The sequence below is a fragment of the Ruegeria atlantica genome, from assembly GCF_001458195.1.
In the GTDB taxonomy this organism is placed as follows: Bacteria; Pseudomonadota; Alphaproteobacteria; order Rhodobacterales; family Rhodobacteraceae; genus Ruegeria; species Ruegeria atlantica.
The window spans coordinates 40,125-57,142 of the sequence record NZ_CYPU01000006.1 but is presented as its reverse complement, the minus strand read 5'-3'; the positions used below and the strand labels follow the sequence as shown (position 1 = coordinate 57,142).

Sequence of the window (17,018 nt, the reverse complement as noted above, 5' to 3'; positions counted from 1 at the left end):
GGCAACTTCTGCGACTGCTACCCACGGGATTGTGACTGCGCGAAATACGAGTTTCTGGCATCAATTTCGTACCCATACCCATGAGGACAGCACGATGAAGGCTATTTCGACCGTACTGTGTTTGCTGGCCCTTCCCGCGCTGGCGCAAGAACCGCTGCCGGGCTGGGCCGTTCACTCCACCGACAAAAGCTATGATGCTTTGGTCGCGGATACGAAGGCCGCGGTCAAAGAAAACGGTCTGATTGTTGTAACGCAGGCCGGGCCCACCAAGGCGGCAGCGGCCCGTGGCATCATCATTCCCGGAAACTTAGTGATCGGTGCCTTTAACAACGACTACGCGGTGCGGGTTCTGGAAACCTCGGTCGACGCAATGATCGAAGCGCCCATCCGGTTCTACGTGACCGAAAATGCGGACGGCACGGCGACTTTGTCCTACAAAACCCCAAGCCACGTCTTTGCCCCCTATGCCCAGCAAGGCGGTGAGCCACTTCAAGAAATTGCGACGGAACTGGATGAAAAATTTCAGGCAGTGGCGGAATTCGCAGTCAATTAGTCACACTGCCGTGAACCTGCTTGCGTCCGGACGCGTCCTCCGCAATCTGCAATGACGTATTATTTCGGAGCATAACTAATGCAGGACCTTTCGCCCCGCGCCGCGGACCTTTTGGCCCAAAGACTTTACGAGGCCGGATGCCGCCATGCCTTTGGTATGCCCGGTGGCGAGGTTCTGACGTTGGTGGATGCGCTGGAACAGGCGGGGATCGCCTTTCACCTGACCAAGCACGAAAACGCCGCCGGATTCATGGCCGAAGCCGTGCATCACCGCGACAGTGCGCCTGCCATTCTGGTGGCGACGCTTGGCCCCGGCGCGATGAACGGGATCAATGTGGTCGCCAACGCCTTGCAGGACCGGGTGCCGATGATCGTGCTGACCGGTTGCGTCGATGCGGATGAGGCGCTGACCTATACCCATCAGGTTATGGATCACGCACAGGTCTATCGCTCGATCACCAAGGGGACATTTACCCTGACGGCGCAGGGCGCGGATATCGTGGCGGACAAAGCGGTATCGCTGGCCAACCAGCCCCGCCCCGGGCCGGTGCACATCGACGTTCCGATCTCGGTCGCGGATATGCGGGTGTCTCGCGTCAAAACGCGACGTCTGGTCAAGGCTGCAGCCGTCGCGCCCGAGGGCAATTGCCTTGAAAAAGCGCGCCAGTGGATGGCTGATGCGGAACGACCCATTGCGATTGTCGGGCTGGACGTTCTGTATGACGGATCACGCAATATCGTGCAGGCGTTTCTGGAACATTTCGGCATCCCCTTTGTCACGACCTACAAGGCCAAGGGAGTTGTGCCCGAAGATCACCCCCTGTGCCTTGGCGGAGCCGGATTGTCACCGCTGGCCGACAAACACCTTTTGCCGCTGGTTGAACAGGCCGATCTGGTCTTGTGCCTTGGCTACGACCCGATTGAGATGCGCCCCGGCTGGCGCGAGGTCTGGGACCCCGAAGAGAAGCGTGTCATCGACATCTCGGCGGTGGTCAACGATCACTATATGCACCAGGCCGGGCTGAACATGGTCGCTGACACCGGTGCCACATTGGAGGCCATGGCAAAAGGTAACGCGGCCCGCGAAACCTGGTCGGGCGGTGAACCCGCGCAGGTCAAATCTGCGCTGGCCGAGGCATTTCCGACCGACGAAGAATGGGGTCCCGCCGCCATCATCGCCGAAACCCGTGCAACCCTGCCTGCCGAAACCCTGGCTACAGCCGACAGTGGCGCGCATCGCATCTTGCTAAGCCAGATGTGGGAATGTTCCGAGGAACGCGGACTGATCCAGTCTTCGGCGCTGTGTACCATGGGCTGCGCCGTGCCAATGGCGATTGGTTTGAAACTGGCCGAACCAAACCGCCCGGTTATCAGTTTTTCGGGCGACGCCGGGTTCCTGATGGTCGCCGGAGAGCTGTCGACCGCCGCTGAAATGGGCGGAAACCCGATCTTTCTGGTCTTTGTCGATGCAAGCCTCGCGTTGATCGAGCTGAAACAACGTCAGCGCCAGATGGGCAACAGAGGTGTGGATTTCGACCGCCATGACTTTGCCGCCATGGGCCGGGCGTTTGGCGGCAACGGTCACACCGTTCGAAACCGCGAGGAACTGCGTACTGCCCTGAATGAGGCGATGAAGGCCAACTCTTTCACCGTGATTGCCGCCGAAATTGACCGTGGAGGCTATGATGGCCGGATCTGAAGGACCGCTGAAGGGCGTCAAAGTACTGGACCTCAGTCGCATTTTGGCCGGACCGACCTGCACGCAGTTGCTGGGCGATCTGGGGGCCAGCGTGATCAAGATCGAAAACCCCGCGACCGGCGGGGATGACACCCGCCAATGGGGCCCTCCTTACGTCGAAGATGCGCAAGGCAACCGGTCCGATCTAAGCGCTTATTTCATGTCGGCCAACCGCAACAAGAAATCCGTGGCTATCGACATCACCACGACCGAGGGACAATCTGAAATCAAACGGTTGGCCTCGCATGCGGACATTCTGATCGAGAACTTCAAACCCGGCGGATTGGCGAAATACGGTCTGGACTACGCAACGTTGTCGCAAGACTTTCCCAGCCTCGTCTATTGCTCGATATCGGGTTACGGACAGACCGGGCCAAATGCGTCCAAGCCGGGCTATGACCTGATGGCACAGGGGTACGGCGGGATCATGTCGCTGACAGGCGAACCCGATGGCGCGCCGATGAAGGTGGGCGTGGGCATCGCCGATGTGATGTGCGGAATGTACGCAAGTGTCGGCATTCTAGCCGCCCTGCGCCACCGCGATCAGACCGGCGAAGGCCAGCAGATTGATCTGGCGCTGGTAGATGCGCAGATCGCGTGGCTAATCAACGAAGGTGCGAACTATCTGACCTCAGGCACCGTACCCCAACGGCGCGGCAACGGGCATCCGAATATCGTGCCCTATGACGTTTATGAAACCGCCGATGGCCACGTCATTCTGGCCGTCGGAAATGACAGTCAGTTCCGACGGTTCTGCGAATTCATCGATCACCCCGATCTGGCGGATGACCCACGTTTCGCCACCAACCCAGCTAGGCTGGAAAATCGTGACGCGTTAAACGCCGTGCTGCGTCCGGTGGTGAAGACCCACGCTTCAGAGACCATGATTGCGCAGCTCGAAGCCCGCAAGGTTCCGGTTGGTCCAGTACAGACTTTGGATCAGGTTTTTACAACCGATCAGGTCGAAGCCCGCCAGATGCAGATCGCGATGCAGGCCGCACCGGGTGACGTTCAACTGATCGGGAATCCGCTGAAACTGTCGCGCACACCTGTAACATATCGGGCTGCTCCGCCCGTCTTTGGGGCCGATACGCAGGCCGTTTTGCGCGCTGAAAACCCCTTTGACGATTGAAACACTCTGCCCATTTCGGCGGCATGTTGCTGAAACATGCCATTGAATCGGCGGTTTTTTTCATTTTTTGCCTACACGGCATTTCACCAATTCGAGAGCAGGGCCGATACTGATACGACCCACCCAGAGTCTCTGCTACATCAGGTGATGTAGATATTCTCGATTGGATCGGAACATGAACATGAAGCAAGACGTTTTCGGACAGATGAACACTCTCAGCCACCCGGCAAGTGCCGAGGCCTGGGATGGTGTTCTGCTTGGGTTCATGGCCCATGCCGCCGTGACGCCGCAGCATCTTGGCAAAGTTCTGGAGCTTGAACCCGATTTTGCCCTGGGTCATGCAATCAAAGGCTTGTTCATGGTCCTGCTGGGCCGTCGCGAGATGATGCCGGTCGCCGTCGAAGCGATGGCAGCCGCCAACAGTGCCATGGAACGCCAGCCGGTCTCAGCGCGCGAGCGACTGTATGTCGAAGCGCTGGGTCTGTATCTGGCTGACCTGCCCACGCAAGCCATACAAAAATTCGAAGAGATTCTGCGCGACCACCCACAAGACTCGCTGGCAATGAAACTCAGCCACGCGACGCGATTTGTGCTTGGCGACGCGGAAGGCATGCGCCGGTCGATCGAGCGGATTCTGCCGGCGTACGAACCCGATCATGCAGGTCGTGGGTATTTGCTGGGCTGTCATTCCTTTGCGTTGGAAGAAACCGGTGCCTACGAAAAGGCCGAAATCGCAGGTCGGCAGGCGCTGTGGATGGTGTCGGACGATGCCTGGGGTCTGCACGCCGTTGCACACGTGCATGAGATGACAGGCAACGCGCAGCTGGGCCTTGATTGGTTGGCAGGACGCGAAGAGGCTTGGACCCACTGCAACAACTTCCGCTATCACGTCTGGTGGCACAAGGCGCTGATGCATCTGGATCTGGGTCAGGTCGATCAGGTGATGGAGCTGTATGACAACTACATCCGTCAGGACAAAACCGACGACTACCGCGATATCTCGAACGCCACGTCCCTGCTGTCACGGCTTGAGCTTGAGGGCGTCAATGTGGGCAACCGCTGGGAAGAACTGGCGAATCTCAGTGCAGCGCGGACTGAAGATGGTTGTCTGATTTTTGCCGATCTTCACTACCTTCTGGCCCTGACCGGCGACAATCGCCCAGAAGCGACCAGCAAGATGTTGCAACGTATTCAGAAAGATGCGCAGCGCAATCAGGGGGACACCCCGATCCGCATGTCCGATCCGGGCATTGCAGCCGCCAAAGGGCTAGAGGCCTTTGGCGAAGGCCTTTACGGCGACGCCTTCGACTTTTTATCGAACGCCCGAGCAGGTATGCAACTGGCAGGTGGAAGCCACGCCCAACGTGATGTATTCGAGCGCATCACAATTGATTCCGGCCTGCGCGCCGGCCGTCTGGATGCTGTCGAGCGCATCCTGGATGACCGTCGCGCCAAAAGAGCCGGGGGCGAAGACAATTACGCTCTTGCGCGCCGCACATTGATCGATGCGGCACGCGACAACGGAGACGCACAAAGCGTCCCGGCTGAATAACAAAAACTAAGACCAAGAAGGACAGAATACGTATGGCGACAGTTTCGCCCGCTTCTGATTTTGCGCCAGTGGCTGCCTCTGCGGCGGCCCCTGCCCGCACGCGCGACCCGCGCCTGGATTTCTATCGCGGCATCGCGATGTTCATCATCCTGATCGCCCATATCCCGAACGATCCATGGGCTAAGTGGATTCCCGCGCGGTTTGGATTCTCGGACGCGACCGAGATTTTCGTGTTCTGCTCGGGCATGGCGTCGGCGATTGCCTTTGGCGGAGCGTTCCTGCGCAAGGGGTGGTGGATTGGAACGGCCCGCGTGTCGTTCCGTATCTGGCAGGTCTACTGGGCGCATATCTGCCTGTTCTTCTTTGTCGCCATGTCAATGGCGGCGCTGGATCAATCAGGGCTGTTTGAAAAGACCTACGTTTCGTCTTTGAACCTGCAGCACTTCTTCAACGATCCTGCGCCTCAGATCGTGGGTTTGTTCACGCTGACCTATGTTCCGAACTATTTCGACATCCTGCCGATGTATCTGGTGGTTCTGGCAATGATGCCCATGTTTATGGGCCTCTACCGGTTCGGTTTCTGGGCCGTCGCCGCGACATCCGTCGCGATCTGGCTGGTCGCACAGACCGACATTCTGGACCTCCCAGCCGAACCGTGGTCTGAGCGGCAGTGGTTCTTCAACCCCTTTGGCTGGCAACTGCTGTTCTTTACTGGTTTCGCCTTCATGCGCGGCTGGATACCTGCCCCCCCAGTATCGAAAACCTTGATCTGGGCGGCAGCACTGTTCCTGATCTTCTCGATGCCCTTTGGTTCGTGGAAGGTGTTCACATGGATCAACGCAGCGGCCCCCGATCTGGCTGACGAAATCCGCAAGGTCTGGCCCGTGACGAAAGAGTTCCGCGACAAAACCGATTTTGGCCTGTTCCGCTATCTGCATTTCCTGTCACTCGCCTATCTGGGCTGGGTTGTCGCCGGGGAACATGGGCATCGCCTGATTGCAACCGGTCAGGGTACCGCGGCCAAAGTCTGGCAATTCGTGCTGACCGCCATCACCAAAGTTGGGCAACAATCATTGGCGGTGTTCGTATTTTCGATGGCTGCAGCACGACTTATCGGCGTCGGTCTGGACCTGAGTGGGCGGGATGTTGCCAGTATTTTCATCGCCAACATGATTGGCTTTGCGACGATCATCGGCGTGGCATACATGGCCGCTTGGTTTAAGTCACAACCTTGGAAGTCTAAGAAATGAATCTTACACGTCGCGCATTTCTGGTTTCAACTTCGGCGCTTGCATTCGCGCCAGCAACTTTTGCCACGGGCGGTGAGGTCCCATTTGACCGCAATGTCGTCATTGAGATGGCCCGAGATCTGGCCAGCCGACCTTATGCGGAACGCGAGATGGTGCCGCAGGAATGGCAGGATCTGACGTACCAGCAATACCGCTCGATCCGATTCCGGCTAAACCGTGCGCTTTGGTACGAAACGGAAACGCCCTTCAACGTCGACTTCTTCACTCCCGGCCTGTACTTCCCGCGCACTGTTAAAGTTGAAACCGTTGAAAACGGAATGGCTACTCCGGTCGCGTTTGATCTTGAGATGTTCGACAAATCCGAGGACGTCCCGGAACTGCCAATCGACGACACGCTGGGCTTCTCCGGCCTGCGTCTGCGCACCGAGATGCACCGTCCCGGCCAGACCGATGAGTTCTGCGTCTGGCAAGGGGCCAGCTATTTCCGCGCTATCGGCTTGCATGAGGTCTATGGTCTCTCCGCCCGTGGTCTGGCCCTGAAAACCGGCGACCCGGATGGAGAGGAATTCCCCGAATTCATCCGATTTTGGCTGGAACGCCCAAAACCCGGCCAGCGCGACATGGTCGTCCATGCGCTGATGGACAGCCCCAGCGTGACTGGCGCGTATCGGTTCAATGTGACTGCTGGCGCGGATTGTGTGATGGATATCGAAGCCACGCTGTTCCCACGAGAGGAGCTGACGCATGTGGGCATCGCCCCCGGCACGTCGATGTTCCTGTTCGATCAGACCAACCACAGCCGGTTCGACGACTTCCGCCCTGCCGTACACGACAGCGATGGTCTGTTGGTGCGCAACGGTGCCGGAGAGGTTCTGTGGCGGCCATTGGCGAACCCGACCCGCCTGCAGATTTCGTCGTTCGTCGACACCAATCCGCGCGGCTTTGGCCTGTTGCAGCGCAAGCGTGAATTCTCGGATTACGCGGATCTTGAGGCGAATTACCACAAGCGCCCCAGCCTGTGGGTCGAACCCGGTGCGGATTGGGGCAAAGGTGCGGTCACACTGGTTGAAATTCCGGCGGATCAGGAAATCTACGATAACATCGTTGCCTACTGGCGCCCTGCCGAACCCTATACGGCTGGCAGCCAGGTCGACCTGTCCTATCGCCTGATCTGGGGGGATGAGCCACAGCGCACACCGATGGCGCGCGTGATCAACTCCGCGATGGGCGACAACACGTTTGGTGAAGGGCGTCTGGCCGTCATCGATTTTGAAGAAAGCGAGCTGTTTGACGACCCAGAGGCGATGACCATTTTCGTGGACTCGCCGCATGCCGAAACATCCGAAGGTGTGCTGCAACGCAACCCCGACACAGGCGGTTTGCGGCTGGCGTTTTCGTTCGAGCCCGGCGACCGCGACCATGTCGAATTGCGTGCGCAGTTGCTGAAAGACAAACAGCCAGCCTCTGAGGTCTGGCTTTACCGTTGGACCTCATGACCAGAGATCTTCATATCATGCCGCCCGAGACGCCTCTGGCCATGCCTGCGCAGGATTTCAGCGCAGGGTTTCGGGATGCACAGGTTCCTGATGCCAAACGTCCCTCGGCCGGGTTCTGGCGTGCGCTGGCGTTTTCGCCCGCAATGGCGGCGACGCTGGGGCTGTTATGGGTGATGACGGACTGGTTCGACGCCGAAGGCATCAACCTGATCGAGGCCATCCTTCTGGCACTGATTTCATTCAACTTCTTCTGGATCTCCTTCACGGTCTGCACCGTGTTGCTGGGCATGGTCTCCCTGTCCCGGCAGGAGCGTCCCGTACGTCAGGGTCGCGCCCAGCCGTTGCGTGTCGCCCTTTTGATGCCGGTCTATAACGAGGTTCCCTGGAACGTGCTGGGCAATGCCAGGACCATGCTTGAAGATTTGCAGGCGCGCGGTGGGCAGCATCACTATGCCATGTTCATCCTCGCGGACACGCGCGACCCCGAGATCGCGGCACAGGAGCAAGCCAGTGTCGAGGCGCTGCGTACCACCCTCGCCCCCGGGCTGGAATTGTATTATCGCCGTCGCGAACAAAACACCGACCGCAAGGTTGGCAACATCGCCGACTGGGTCAGCCGCTGGGGTGCCGAGTGGGATGCCATGCTGGTATTGGATGCCGACAGTCTGATGACCGGTCGCGCCATCGCCCGTTTGACCGACGCATTGGCCTGGGACCCGGGCGCTGGATTGATTCAGAGCTATCCTCAGTTGATCGGTGCACAATCGGTCTTTGCGCGAATGCAGCAATTCGCCAATGGCGTCTATGGCATTGCTTTTGCCGAAGGGCTTGCGCGCTGGTGCGGACAGGAAGGTAACTATTGGGGTCATAACGCCATTATCCGCACCCAAGCATTCGCCAATTGCGCGGGTTTGCCGAAACTGCGAGCATTGAACGGTCAGGAAAAGCTGATCATGAGCCATGACTTCGTCGAGGCCGGTCTGTTGCGTCGGGCCGGTTGGGGTGTGCGGTTCCTGCCCCGCATTCGCGGGTCCTATGAAGAAACGCCGCCGACACTAATTGATCACGCCCTGCGCGATCGGCGCTGGTGTCAGGGCAATTTGCAGCACCTGAAACTGTTGGGCTCAGCCGGGTTCCAGTCGGTGTCACGGTTCCACATGTTCCACGGCGCAGTTGGATATCTGATGTCGCCGCTTTGGTTTGCGCTGCTGGTGATGTGGGCGCTGATCGGTCAGGGTGAGGATGCCTCGGTCCTGCATTATTTCAGCCCAGACAATCCACTGTTCCCGCAATGGCCCGAGATGACGGAAACCCGCCATGTGCTGATCATTCTGGTCATGTATGCGATGCTGCTTGCGCCAAAGGTCTTGGGTGTTCTGGCCCTGCCACTCAGCGGAGTGCGCTATGCCGAATTCGGTGGCGGGCGCAAATTCCTGACCTCATTCCTGGCCGAGGTTGTTCTGTCGATCCTCTACGCCCCTATTCTGATGGTGCAACAGATGATCGCCGTCATTCGCACCACCTTTGGTATCCAAAAGGGCTGGTCCCCGCAGGCGCGGGATGGCGGCAGCTATGGTCTGCGCACGCTGATCCTCTGCCACACGGTCGAAACGATCAGCGGCGTGGCCCTTAGCGTCGGTATCTTGTCCGGTCTTGTATCAGTCTGGTTGGCCCCGATTGCGATCAGTCTTGCCTTTGCGATTCCTTTGTCCGCGCTCAGCGGCGTATCGGCCGGAGCAGCCCGCCGTATGGTTGGCATGAAAGAGGACTATAACGAGCCCGCAATCACAAGCTCGGCCCGTCGCTACAGGGATGAGCTTAAGAAGGTGATCGAAGGCAAGGGCGTAATGACTCCTGCCGAGTGATCACCCACCCGGCAAACCTTCGTACCAATCGATCATCATATCGGCCCAGCCTTTGGGAACCGTATGACCACCGGGAAACAGCGCAAATTCCAGCGCGCTGCCGTCGTCACATCCGCTCCAGTATCGGCGCATGAAAAGGCCAGTGGTCGAGAACCCGCTGGGCTTGGTATCGACACATCCATTGGCGATGCGCCAAATCTCGAGCCCGGCAAAGATATCACCCTGATGAAACCGGCCACCGCCCAGCAAGCGCCCTTCCAGCGGCACCACGTTATCCGTCCAGCCATGAGTGTGGAACATCCGAACCGGGCCATCGCAAGATTCAGGATCCGGACGCCAGAACCCGCCAGAGACGGGCACATAGGCCGAGAACGTATCGGGCGCGGCGCAGGCAAGGTAGTAGACCATGAACGCGCCCGCCGAGAACCCGCCCAGAACGACCCGGTCCGTATCCACGCCAAACCGATCCGCGGCATCCTCAACCGCCTCGGTCAAAAAGGCGGTTTCATCGCGTCCTTCCCAACCCGGAAAGAAGTTCCAACTTTGTCGCCCGTTGCGCTCCGACCCTTCTGGCGCCATTACAGCGTAGCCGCGCGCTAGCAGCGGTTCCACCATGCCACGGTTTTTCAAAGTACCGGTGGCGGTGCCACCATAGCCGTGCAGAAACACCACCAGTGGCGGGTTCTCATACTTTGGCAATTCGATATGGTAGCCGCCCGAGGCGGTTTCGCACATACCCTCCAGATCGGCACAGGCGGCCAGCCCCGACTGCCCGACCAGCGCCAAACCCGTTGCCAGTGTTAATTCGCGGATCATACTGCACTCCTGTCGTAGTCGCGAACCGGCAATCCGGCGCGCACCCATCCCGGCCCAGCGGCCGACCCCAACATGCCTTCGGGCACATCAATAATATTCGTAAATCCTGCCTCGCTCAGCCGGTTGCTCAACCGCGCCGAACGCACGCCCCGCGCACAGATCAACGCAATTGCCGCGCCCTTGTCACCTTTGACGAGCTGCGTCAGAGCGGGAATGAAATCGTCACGGCGCATGTCCAAATATTTCGCGCCCTCACCGATCCCAGTGGACTGCCACTCTTTCGGGGTGCGAATGTCCAGCAACAACACGTCTCCGGCCACGGCCTGCCTATGCGCATCCTGCACGCTAAGTTGCCGTCCCGAATAGTCAGGCGGAGTAAGCCGGTATTCGCGTATCGCAAATCCCCCCGCCACTGCGGCACAGCCTCCAATCAAGATCCACCTGCGGGATCGGTTTAAGTTTCGGGCCACGTCGCACCCTCCTGACCTGACACCGGGTTTCTATCACAGCGCAGATTTGGAATCCGCGCCGAATTTATCCTGGCAGTTCAAGTTCACGTCATTTTTGCAGGCAAAAGCCGCAGCCTCGCTGTGTTGGCGCGCGGCAAATGAGTTGTATTAGCTGGACAGTAAGAAAATTATCCTTACAAAATCAGTACTACTTGACCGCCCAGAACGGAGTATCGCACTTGTCCCTATTCCTCATCGCGGCCCTTCCTTTTCTCGGCGCTGTTTTTCCAGCTCTTCTGATCAGGGCAGGACGAAATGCAGCTGCTTCTGCTGCTGGGTTGACCACATTTCTGGCGCTGATGGGTCTGTTGATCCACATCCCGTCTGTGATGCGAGGCGATGTTGTGACCGCCCGGTTCGAGTGGATGCCAGCCCTTGGATTGAACGCAAATTTCATGCTGGATGGCTTGGGATTTTTGTTTGCTTTGCTGATACTTGGTATCGGGTTACTTATCATCCTCTACGCACGATTTTACCTGTCGCGCGAGGACCCGATGGGGCAGTTCTACACCTATCTTCTGCTGTTTCAGGGCGCGATGGTCGGGATTGTTCTGTCCGACAACATACTGCTTTTGCTTATCTTTTGGGAACTCACGTCGCTTAGCTCCTTCCTGTTGATCGGATATTGGAAACACCTGCCCGAAGGACGTCAAGGTGCGCGGATGGCGCTTGCAGTGACCGGCTCTGGCGGGTTGGCGATGATCGCCGGGATGCTGATCCTGGGCAATATCGTCGGGTCTTATGACCTAAGCGTAATTTTGCAGAACAAAGAGCTGATCCAGGCGTCACCCTATTACCTGCCCGCGTTGATCCTGATCCTGCTAGGTTGCTTTACCAAGTCGGCGCAATTCCCATTCCATTTCTGGCTGCCCCACGCCATGGCGGCCCCGACACCGGTCTCTGCCTACCTGCACTCGGCCACCATGGTGAAGGCCGGGTTGTTTCTGATGGCCCGGATGTGGCCCGTTTTGGCCGGCACCGACGCTTGGTTCTACATTGTTGCCACAACTGGACTTATCACCATGCTGATGGGCGCGGTGATCGCTCTGTTCAAGGATGACCTCAAGGCCCTTCTGGCGTTTTCGACCGTGTCGCATCTGGGGTTGGTCACCATGCTGCTGGGCTTTGGCACAAAGATCGCCGCCGTGGCTGCAATCTTTCACATCATCAACCATGCGACTTTCAAAGCGGCTCTGTTCATGACCGCAGGGATCGTGGATCACGAAACCGGTACGCGGGATATCAAACGTCTGGGTGGCCTACGCCATCTGATGCCGATCACCTTTACAATTGGCACAATCGCTGCACTGTCGATGGCGGGCATACCGCCCCTGAACGGGTTTCTGTCCAAGGAAATGATGCTGGAAGAGACCGTTCACACCACATGGCTGCACTCTCATTACCTTGTACCGGGTCTGGCATTGTTGGCGGCGCTGTTTTCAGCGGCCTATTCCTTCAGGTTTGTCAGCCACGTGTTCCTAGGTCCGGAGCGTCATGATTACCCGGCCCATCCGCATGATCCACCCGTCGGTCTATGGTTGGCGCCTGCCTTCCTTGTCGTGCTGGTGGTACTGATCGGACTGAACTCTGCCGCCATCGTGGGCCCATTGGTCGCCGTTGTATCCAGCGCGGTCATTGGCGGTGAGAAGCTGCCGTATTATTCGCTGAAATTGTGGCACGGTTTTACGCCTGCCCTCTATATGTCCGTGGTCGCGACACTGGGCGGTCTGTTCCTGCTAAGCTTGCATCGGCATGAAGAGAAAATCTGGAATGCCCTGCCGCGTCCCGAGGCCAAGGTGATCTTTGATACTGTGATCGGAGTGCTGACAAGACTCAGTCGTTTGATCACCGATACTTTGCACAACGGCGTCCTCAGCCGTTACGCGGTCATTATGATCGGCTTCACCCTCGCGCTGGGTTATTATGCCTATACAACCGGCACAATTGGCCCCGAAACGCGGGAGGCGCTGCCCATTCAGATCATACCGCTTATCGGATGGATCTGCCTTGTGGGTGCAACGCTGGCGATTATGTGGTTCCACCGCAATCGCCTGTTGTCGCTGGTGCTGATTGGTGTTGTCGGCCTGATCGTTTCGATGGCCTTCAACTATCTGTCCGCCCCGGATCTGGCGCTGACGCAGATCTCGGTCGAAGTGGTCACGATGATCCTGCTGCTGCTGTCGCTGAACTTCCTGCCCACGGATACGCCCTGGGACAGCAGCGCCGCGCGCCGCTGGCGCGACGCTGCAATCTCAGTCATGGCGGGCATTGGTTCGGGCGCGCTGATCTATGCGCTGCTGCTGCGGGATTTTGCCTTTCCGACGATTTCGGAATTCCATCTGGCGAATTCGTACAAAGGTGGTGGCGGCACCAATGTGGTCAACGTCATCCTCGTGGACTTCAGGGGCTTTGATACCTTTGGCGAAATCATCGTTCTGGGCATTGCCGCGCTTATCATCTTTGCCCTGACCGAGGCCGTTCTGGGCACCAATGTCCGCAGCTACCTGCTGAACCGAAAACCGCATTGGCCGCAATCGGGGGACTCGCATCCGTTGATGATGGTGGTCGTGACCCGGATGATGATGCCCATCGCGCTGATGGTCGGGGCTTATATCTTTTTCCGCGGCCACAATCAGCCGGGCGGCGGTTTCATCGCCGGTCTGGTTGTCGCAATCGCCTTCCTGATGCAATACATGGCCAGCGGTTATACTTGGGCCATCGAACGCCAGAGGTTCTACTACCATGGCTCCATCGGCTGGGGCGTGCTCATTGCCGCCGCTACGGGTCTGGGTGCGTGGTTTAATGATCGTCCGTTCCTGACCAGCGATTTTGGCTATATTCACTGGCCACCGCTGGAAGAGTTCGAATGGGCCACCGCCATCCTGTTTGACACCGGCGTTTTCCTGGCTGTTCTGGGGGCGGTGATGCTGGCGCTGGACAGCCTGTCCAGGTTCGCGTGGCAACCGGGCATGGCGCAGGAATTCCCGATGGATATCAACCCATTGCGGGACAATCCGCCGCAAGAAGAAGAAAACATGGAGCAGGTCTGATGGAAGCGCTCGTAGCCTCTGCCGTTGGCGTCATGACTGCTGCCGGGATATTCCTGATCCTGCGCCGCCGGACCTTCCCTGTCATTCTGGGCCTGTCTCTGCTGACTTACGCCGTGAACGTGTTCCTGTTCGCAACGGGCCGATTGGCTTTGGACGCGCCTGCCGTTTTGAACAAATACAAAGAAGTGCCCTATACCGATCCGCTGCCGCAGGCTTTGGTGCTGACGGCCATCGTGATCTCGTTCGGAATGACCGCTGTGATCGTGATGATCGCGCTCAGCGCCTACCTGTCCTCGAAGGATGACCATATCGATATGAACGCCAATGACAGCGTCGACGCGCCGGGAGAAGACGCATGAACCATTGGATCGTTGCGCCAATCGTCCTGCCCGCGATCCTGGCCCCGTTCATCATTATGGTCCTGCGCTTTCACCTGGACCTGCAGCGCATCTTTTCGGTCGCTGGGGTGGTGGCCCTAATTGGTATTGCCCTGACTATCACCGCACAGGCCGCAGGTGGCGATATTCAGGTCTACGAACTGGGCAACTGGCCTGCGCCCTTTGGCATCGTTCTGGTGCTGGACCGACTATCGGCCATGATGGTGCTTCTGACTGCACTGTTGGCTTTGCCGATCGTGCTTTATGCTATCGCCTCAGGCTGGGACGATCGGGGTAAACATTTTCACGCCCTGTTCCACTTTCAACTGATGGGAGTCTGCGGCGCATTCCTGACCGGTGATGCCTTTAACCTGTTCGTGTTCTTCGAAGTTCTGTTGATCGCGTCCTATGGCCTGATGACGCATGGGGGCGGTGCAGTACGGTTGAAAGCCGGGGTGCAATATGTGGCCTATAACCTGCTGGGGTCCACCCTGTTCCTGTTTGCTTTAGGCACGCTTTATGCTGTGACCGGAACGTTGAACATGGCCGACTTGGCCGTGCGGGTGGCGGAATTGCCAGCGGATGACACCGCCCTGCTGCGGGTTGGTGCGGTTTTGCTGCTGCTGGTGTTTTGCATCAAAGCCGCTGTGTTGCCACTGCACTTCTGGCTACCGGCGAGCTACGCCAGTGCACCCATGCCAGTGGCCGCCCTGTTTGCGATCATGACCAAGGTCGGCGCCTACTCGATCCTGCGGATGTACACGCTGGGCTTCGGCCCAGAGGTTGAGGCTACGCAGGGCCTTGTTGGCGCTTGGTTGCAACCCGCCGCTTTGGTGACGCTGGCCGTTGGTGCCATCGGCATTCTGGGCACACAGCATATCGCGCGTATGGTGGCGTTCTGTGCCATCACCTCGATGGGAACGTTGCTGATTGCGATCTCGCTGTTCACGGAAACGGCCACAGCGGCGGCACTGTATTACGTGTATCATTCCACCTTAGCCACTGCGCTTATGTTCCTGGTTGCCGATCTGGTGATGGAACGCCGGGGCGGCGCGATTGCCCCAACTGCACCAATGCCGCAAACGGGTCTGATATCGGCTCTGTTCTTTGTGGGTGCGATAGCGTTGGCGGGCATGCCGCCGCTATCGGGTTTTGTCGGCAAGTTGCTGGTGCTGGACGCCGCACGGGACGCACCGGATGCAAACGCCATCTGGGCCGTAATCCTGATCGGTTCCTTCGTGACTATTGTTGGCCTTGCCCGAGCGGGCTCGTTGATCTTCTGGAAAAGCCATGATGCCCAGCACAACACGGAAACGGACCCAGAAAACGAAGAAGGAACCCCGCCCGCGCCTGCGCCCGAGCCCAACCCCGGGCTGGCTTTCACCGCCGTATGCGCAATGGCGATCGGCCTTGTGCTGCTGACCCTGTTTGCGGGACCTGCGCTGGAGTATACCAATAAAACGGCCGAGCAATTGTTCACACCTGAGAACTACATCGCAGCCGTATTGGGAGGCGACACATGATCAGACTTCTGCACCGAATATTTCCGCACCCGCATCTGACGTTCCTGCTGACCATCGTGTGGGTCCTGCTGGCCAATAACTTGACCCTGAATTCGCTGGTTTTTGGCCTGATCCTGGGCATCATCATTCCCTTCATCACACAGCCTTATTGGCCTGATCGCCCAAAGCTGCGCAACTGGCCCATGGTCGTTGAATACATCCTGGTTGTGCTTTGGGACATCGTGATCGCGAACATCACCGTTGCCCGGATTATCCTGTTCAAACGCGACGCAGATCGTCAGCCGGCCTGGATCTCGATCCCGCTGGAATTGCGCACACCTGAGGCTATCACAGTGCTGGCGGGAACGATCACCATGACCCCCGGAACCGTCAGCAGCGATCTGTCCGCACAGGGGCATAACCTGCTGGTACATTGTCTAGATGCCCCCGATCCTGATGCAGTGCGCGACCAGATCAAAAGCCGCTATGAGCGTCGCCTGAAGGAGATTTTCGAATGATCGACATTGCAATCGCCTTTGCATTCGCCTGCTTCGGCGCGGCCATTATGATGTGCCTTTGGCGGATCATCACCGCAGACGGCGTCGGCACCCGCGTTCTGGCTCTGGATACGATGGTCATCAACACGATCGCTCTGTTGATCCTATATGGTCTGACTCTGGGAACAGAAGTGTTCTTCGAATCTGCCATGATCATTGCCATGCTGGGCTTTGTCTCAACGGTTGCCTACGCGCGCTTCATGCTGCGTGGCAATATCATTGAGTGAGGGTGGAATGAGTTTCATCATAGAACTTCTGATCGCCTTCTTCCTGGTCATCTCAGGCATCTTCGGCTTTGTCGGGTCCTACGGTATGATCAAGCTGAAAGATCCTATGTCGCGCCTGCACGCACCCACTAAGGCGACGACCCTGGGCGTGGGTGGCGTGTTGCTGGCATCGATCTGCCACTCGGTTCTGATCGAACAGCACCTGTCGCTGCACGAACTTCTGATCACTCTGTTCCTGTTCCTGACCGCGCCGATCACGGCCCTGTTCATTGCCAAATGGCACATTCACCGTCATGAAAAACCCAGCGATCTGCCGGATGCGGGCGAGGATGAACTTTGGGCCACGCACGCTGTTGAGCAGGTCGAAGACGTCCCTGACCACAGCAAGTCCTGAG

15 protein-coding genes are annotated in these 17,018 nt (G+C 58.2%); 13 read left to right on the top strand and 2 right to left on the bottom strand.

Features of this window, described 5'->3' with window-relative positions; translation table 11 throughout:
* Positions 1–94: 94 nt before the first annotated feature.
* The 7 genes from RUA4292_RS00520 to mdoH all read left to right on the top strand — a co-directional run bounded on the left by RUA4292_RS00520 (position 95) and on the right by mdoH (position 9,585).
* Positions 95–553 (top strand): DUF302 domain-containing protein, encoded by a 459-nt coding sequence (locus RUA4292_RS00520; protein ID WP_058275831.1) that lies wholly within the window; start codon positions 95–97, stop codon positions 551–553.
* A gap of 78 nt (positions 554–631) precedes the next feature.
* Positions 632–2,251 (top strand): thiamine pyrophosphate-binding protein, encoded by a 1,620-nt coding sequence (locus RUA4292_RS00515; RefSeq protein WP_058275830.1) that lies wholly within the window; start codon positions 632–634, stop codon positions 2,249–2,251.
* Positions 2,238–3,422, top strand: a complete 1,185-nt coding sequence (locus RUA4292_RS00510) for a CaiB/BaiF CoA transferase family protein (protein WP_058275910.1) — start codon at positions 2,238–2,240, stop codon at positions 3,420–3,422. The genes RUA4292_RS00515 and RUA4292_RS00510 overlap by 14 nt, the downstream gene beginning before the upstream one ends.
* A 181-nt stretch (positions 3,423–3,603) precedes the next feature.
* The gene (locus RUA4292_RS00505) at positions 3,604–4,974 is read left to right on the top strand and encodes a tetratricopeptide repeat protein (protein ID WP_058275909.1); all 1,371 of its coding nucleotides are present in this window, start codon (positions 3,604–3,606) and stop codon (positions 4,972–4,974) included.
* Positions 4,975–5,006: 32 nt separating this feature from the next.
* On the top strand, positions 5,007–6,224 hold the full coding sequence (locus RUA4292_RS00500) for an OpgC family protein (RefSeq protein WP_058275829.1): 1,218 nt from the start codon (positions 5,007–5,009) through the stop codon (positions 6,222–6,224).
* The gene (locus RUA4292_RS00495) at positions 6,221–7,720 is read left to right on the top strand and encodes an OpgD/OpgG family glucan biosynthesis protein (protein ID WP_058275828.1); all 1,500 of its coding nucleotides are present in this window, start codon (positions 6,221–6,223) and stop codon (positions 7,718–7,720) included. The genes RUA4292_RS00500 and RUA4292_RS00495 overlap by 4 nt, the downstream gene beginning before the upstream one ends.
* Positions 7,717–9,585, top strand: coding sequence for a glucans biosynthesis glucosyltransferase MdoH (gene mdoH, locus RUA4292_RS00490; protein ID WP_058275827.1), 1,869 nt, complete (start codon positions 7,717–7,719; stop codon positions 9,583–9,585). The genes RUA4292_RS00495 and mdoH overlap by 4 nt, the downstream gene beginning before the upstream one ends.
* Here mdoH and RUA4292_RS00485 read toward each other — a convergent pair whose 3' ends face one another.
* Positions 9,586–10,401 carry a CE1 family esterase gene (locus tag RUA4292_RS00485; RefSeq protein WP_058275826.1) on the bottom strand — a complete coding sequence of 272 codons (816 nt, stop codon included), beginning with the start codon at positions 10,399–10,401 and terminating at the stop codon, positions 9,586–9,588.
* Positions 10,398–10,871 (bottom strand): rhodanese-like domain-containing protein, encoded by a 474-nt coding sequence (locus tag RUA4292_RS00480; RefSeq protein ID WP_058275825.1) that lies wholly within the window; start codon positions 10,869–10,871, stop codon positions 10,398–10,400. The genes RUA4292_RS00485 and RUA4292_RS00480 overlap by 4 nt, the downstream gene beginning before the upstream one ends.
* Positions 10,872–11,089: 218 nt before the next feature.
* Between RUA4292_RS00480 and RUA4292_RS00475 the strand changes: the two genes are divergently transcribed.
* Genes RUA4292_RS00475 through RUA4292_RS00450 form a run of 6 tightly spaced genes read left to right on the top strand, consistent with a single transcriptional unit; the run spans position 11,090 to position 17,017 of the window.
* Positions 11,090–13,960 carry a monovalent cation/H+ antiporter subunit A gene (locus tag RUA4292_RS00475; RefSeq protein WP_058275908.1) on the top strand — a complete coding sequence of 957 codons (2,871 nt, stop codon included), beginning with the start codon at positions 11,090–11,092 and terminating at the stop codon, positions 13,958–13,960.
* Complete coding sequence (locus RUA4292_RS00470; protein ID WP_058274194.1) at positions 13,960–14,319, top strand: Na+/H+ antiporter subunit C; 360 nt, start codon at positions 13,960–13,962, stop codon at positions 14,317–14,319. Before RUA4292_RS00475 ends, RUA4292_RS00470 begins: the two co-directional genes overlap by 1 nt.
* Positions 14,316–15,860, top strand: a complete 1,545-nt coding sequence (locus RUA4292_RS00465) for a monovalent cation/H+ antiporter subunit D (RefSeq protein ID WP_058275824.1) — start codon at positions 14,316–14,318, stop codon at positions 15,858–15,860. Before RUA4292_RS00470 ends, RUA4292_RS00465 begins: the two co-directional genes overlap by 4 nt.
* Entirely contained in the window at positions 15,857–16,357 is a 501-nt protein-coding gene (locus RUA4292_RS00460; RefSeq protein WP_370247519.1) for a Na+/H+ antiporter subunit E, read from the top strand. Before RUA4292_RS00465 ends, RUA4292_RS00460 begins: the two co-directional genes overlap by 4 nt.
* Positions 16,354–16,623, top strand: a complete 270-nt coding sequence (locus RUA4292_RS00455) for a K+/H+ antiporter subunit F (RefSeq protein WP_058274196.1) — start codon at positions 16,354–16,356, stop codon at positions 16,621–16,623. The genes RUA4292_RS00460 and RUA4292_RS00455 overlap by 4 nt, the downstream gene beginning before the upstream one ends.
* A 7-nt stretch (positions 16,624–16,630) precedes the next feature.
* A complete protein-coding gene (locus RUA4292_RS00450; protein ID WP_058275823.1) occupies positions 16,631–17,017 on the top strand; it encodes a Na+/H+ antiporter subunit G in 387 nt (128 codons plus the stop codon).
* Position 17,018: the final 1 nt, after the last annotated feature.

What these genes read in the sequence shown, in the direction of transcription:
- RUA4292_RS00465 (WP_058275824.1), top strand. Translation starts at nt 14,316, where the DNA reads ATGAACCATTGGATCGTTGCGCCAATCGTCCTGCCCGCGATCCTGGCC.
- mdoH (WP_058275827.1), top strand. Translation starts at nt 7,717, where the DNA reads ATGACCAGAGATCTTCATATCATGCCGCCCGAGACGCCTCTGGCCATG.
- RUA4292_RS00500 (WP_058275829.1), top strand. Translation starts at nt 5,007, where the DNA reads ATGGCGACAGTTTCGCCCGCTTCTGATTTTGCGCCAGTGGCTGCCTCT.
- RUA4292_RS00485 (WP_058275826.1), bottom strand. Translation starts at nt 10,401, where the DNA reads ATGATCCGCGAATTAACACTGGCAACGGGTTTGGCGCTGGTCGGGCAG.
- RUA4292_RS00495 (WP_058275828.1), top strand. Translation starts at nt 6,221, where the DNA reads ATGAATCTTACACGTCGCGCATTTCTGGTTTCAACTTCGGCGCTTGCA.
- RUA4292_RS00460 (WP_370247519.1), top strand. Translation starts at nt 15,857, where the DNA reads ATGATCAGACTTCTGCACCGAATATTTCCGCACCCGCATCTGACGTTC.
- RUA4292_RS00455 (WP_058274196.1), top strand. Translation starts at nt 16,354, where the DNA reads ATGATCGACATTGCAATCGCCTTTGCATTCGCCTGCTTCGGCGCGGCC.
- RUA4292_RS00450 (WP_058275823.1), top strand. Translation starts at nt 16,631, where the DNA reads ATGAGTTTCATCATAGAACTTCTGATCGCCTTCTTCCTGGTCATCTCA.
- RUA4292_RS00515 (WP_058275830.1), top strand. Translation starts at nt 632, where the DNA reads ATGCAGGACCTTTCGCCCCGCGCCGCGGACCTTTTGGCCCAAAGACTT.
- RUA4292_RS00470 (WP_058274194.1), top strand. Translation starts at nt 13,960, where the DNA reads ATGGAAGCGCTCGTAGCCTCTGCCGTTGGCGTCATGACTGCTGCCGGG.
- RUA4292_RS00520 (WP_058275831.1), top strand. Translation starts at nt 95, where the DNA reads ATGAAGGCTATTTCGACCGTACTGTGTTTGCTGGCCCTTCCCGCGCTG.
- RUA4292_RS00505 (WP_058275909.1), top strand. Translation starts at nt 3,604, where the DNA reads ATGAAGCAAGACGTTTTCGGACAGATGAACACTCTCAGCCACCCGGCA.
- RUA4292_RS00510 (WP_058275910.1), top strand. Translation starts at nt 2,238, where the DNA reads ATGGCCGGATCTGAAGGACCGCTGAAGGGCGTCAAAGTACTGGACCTC.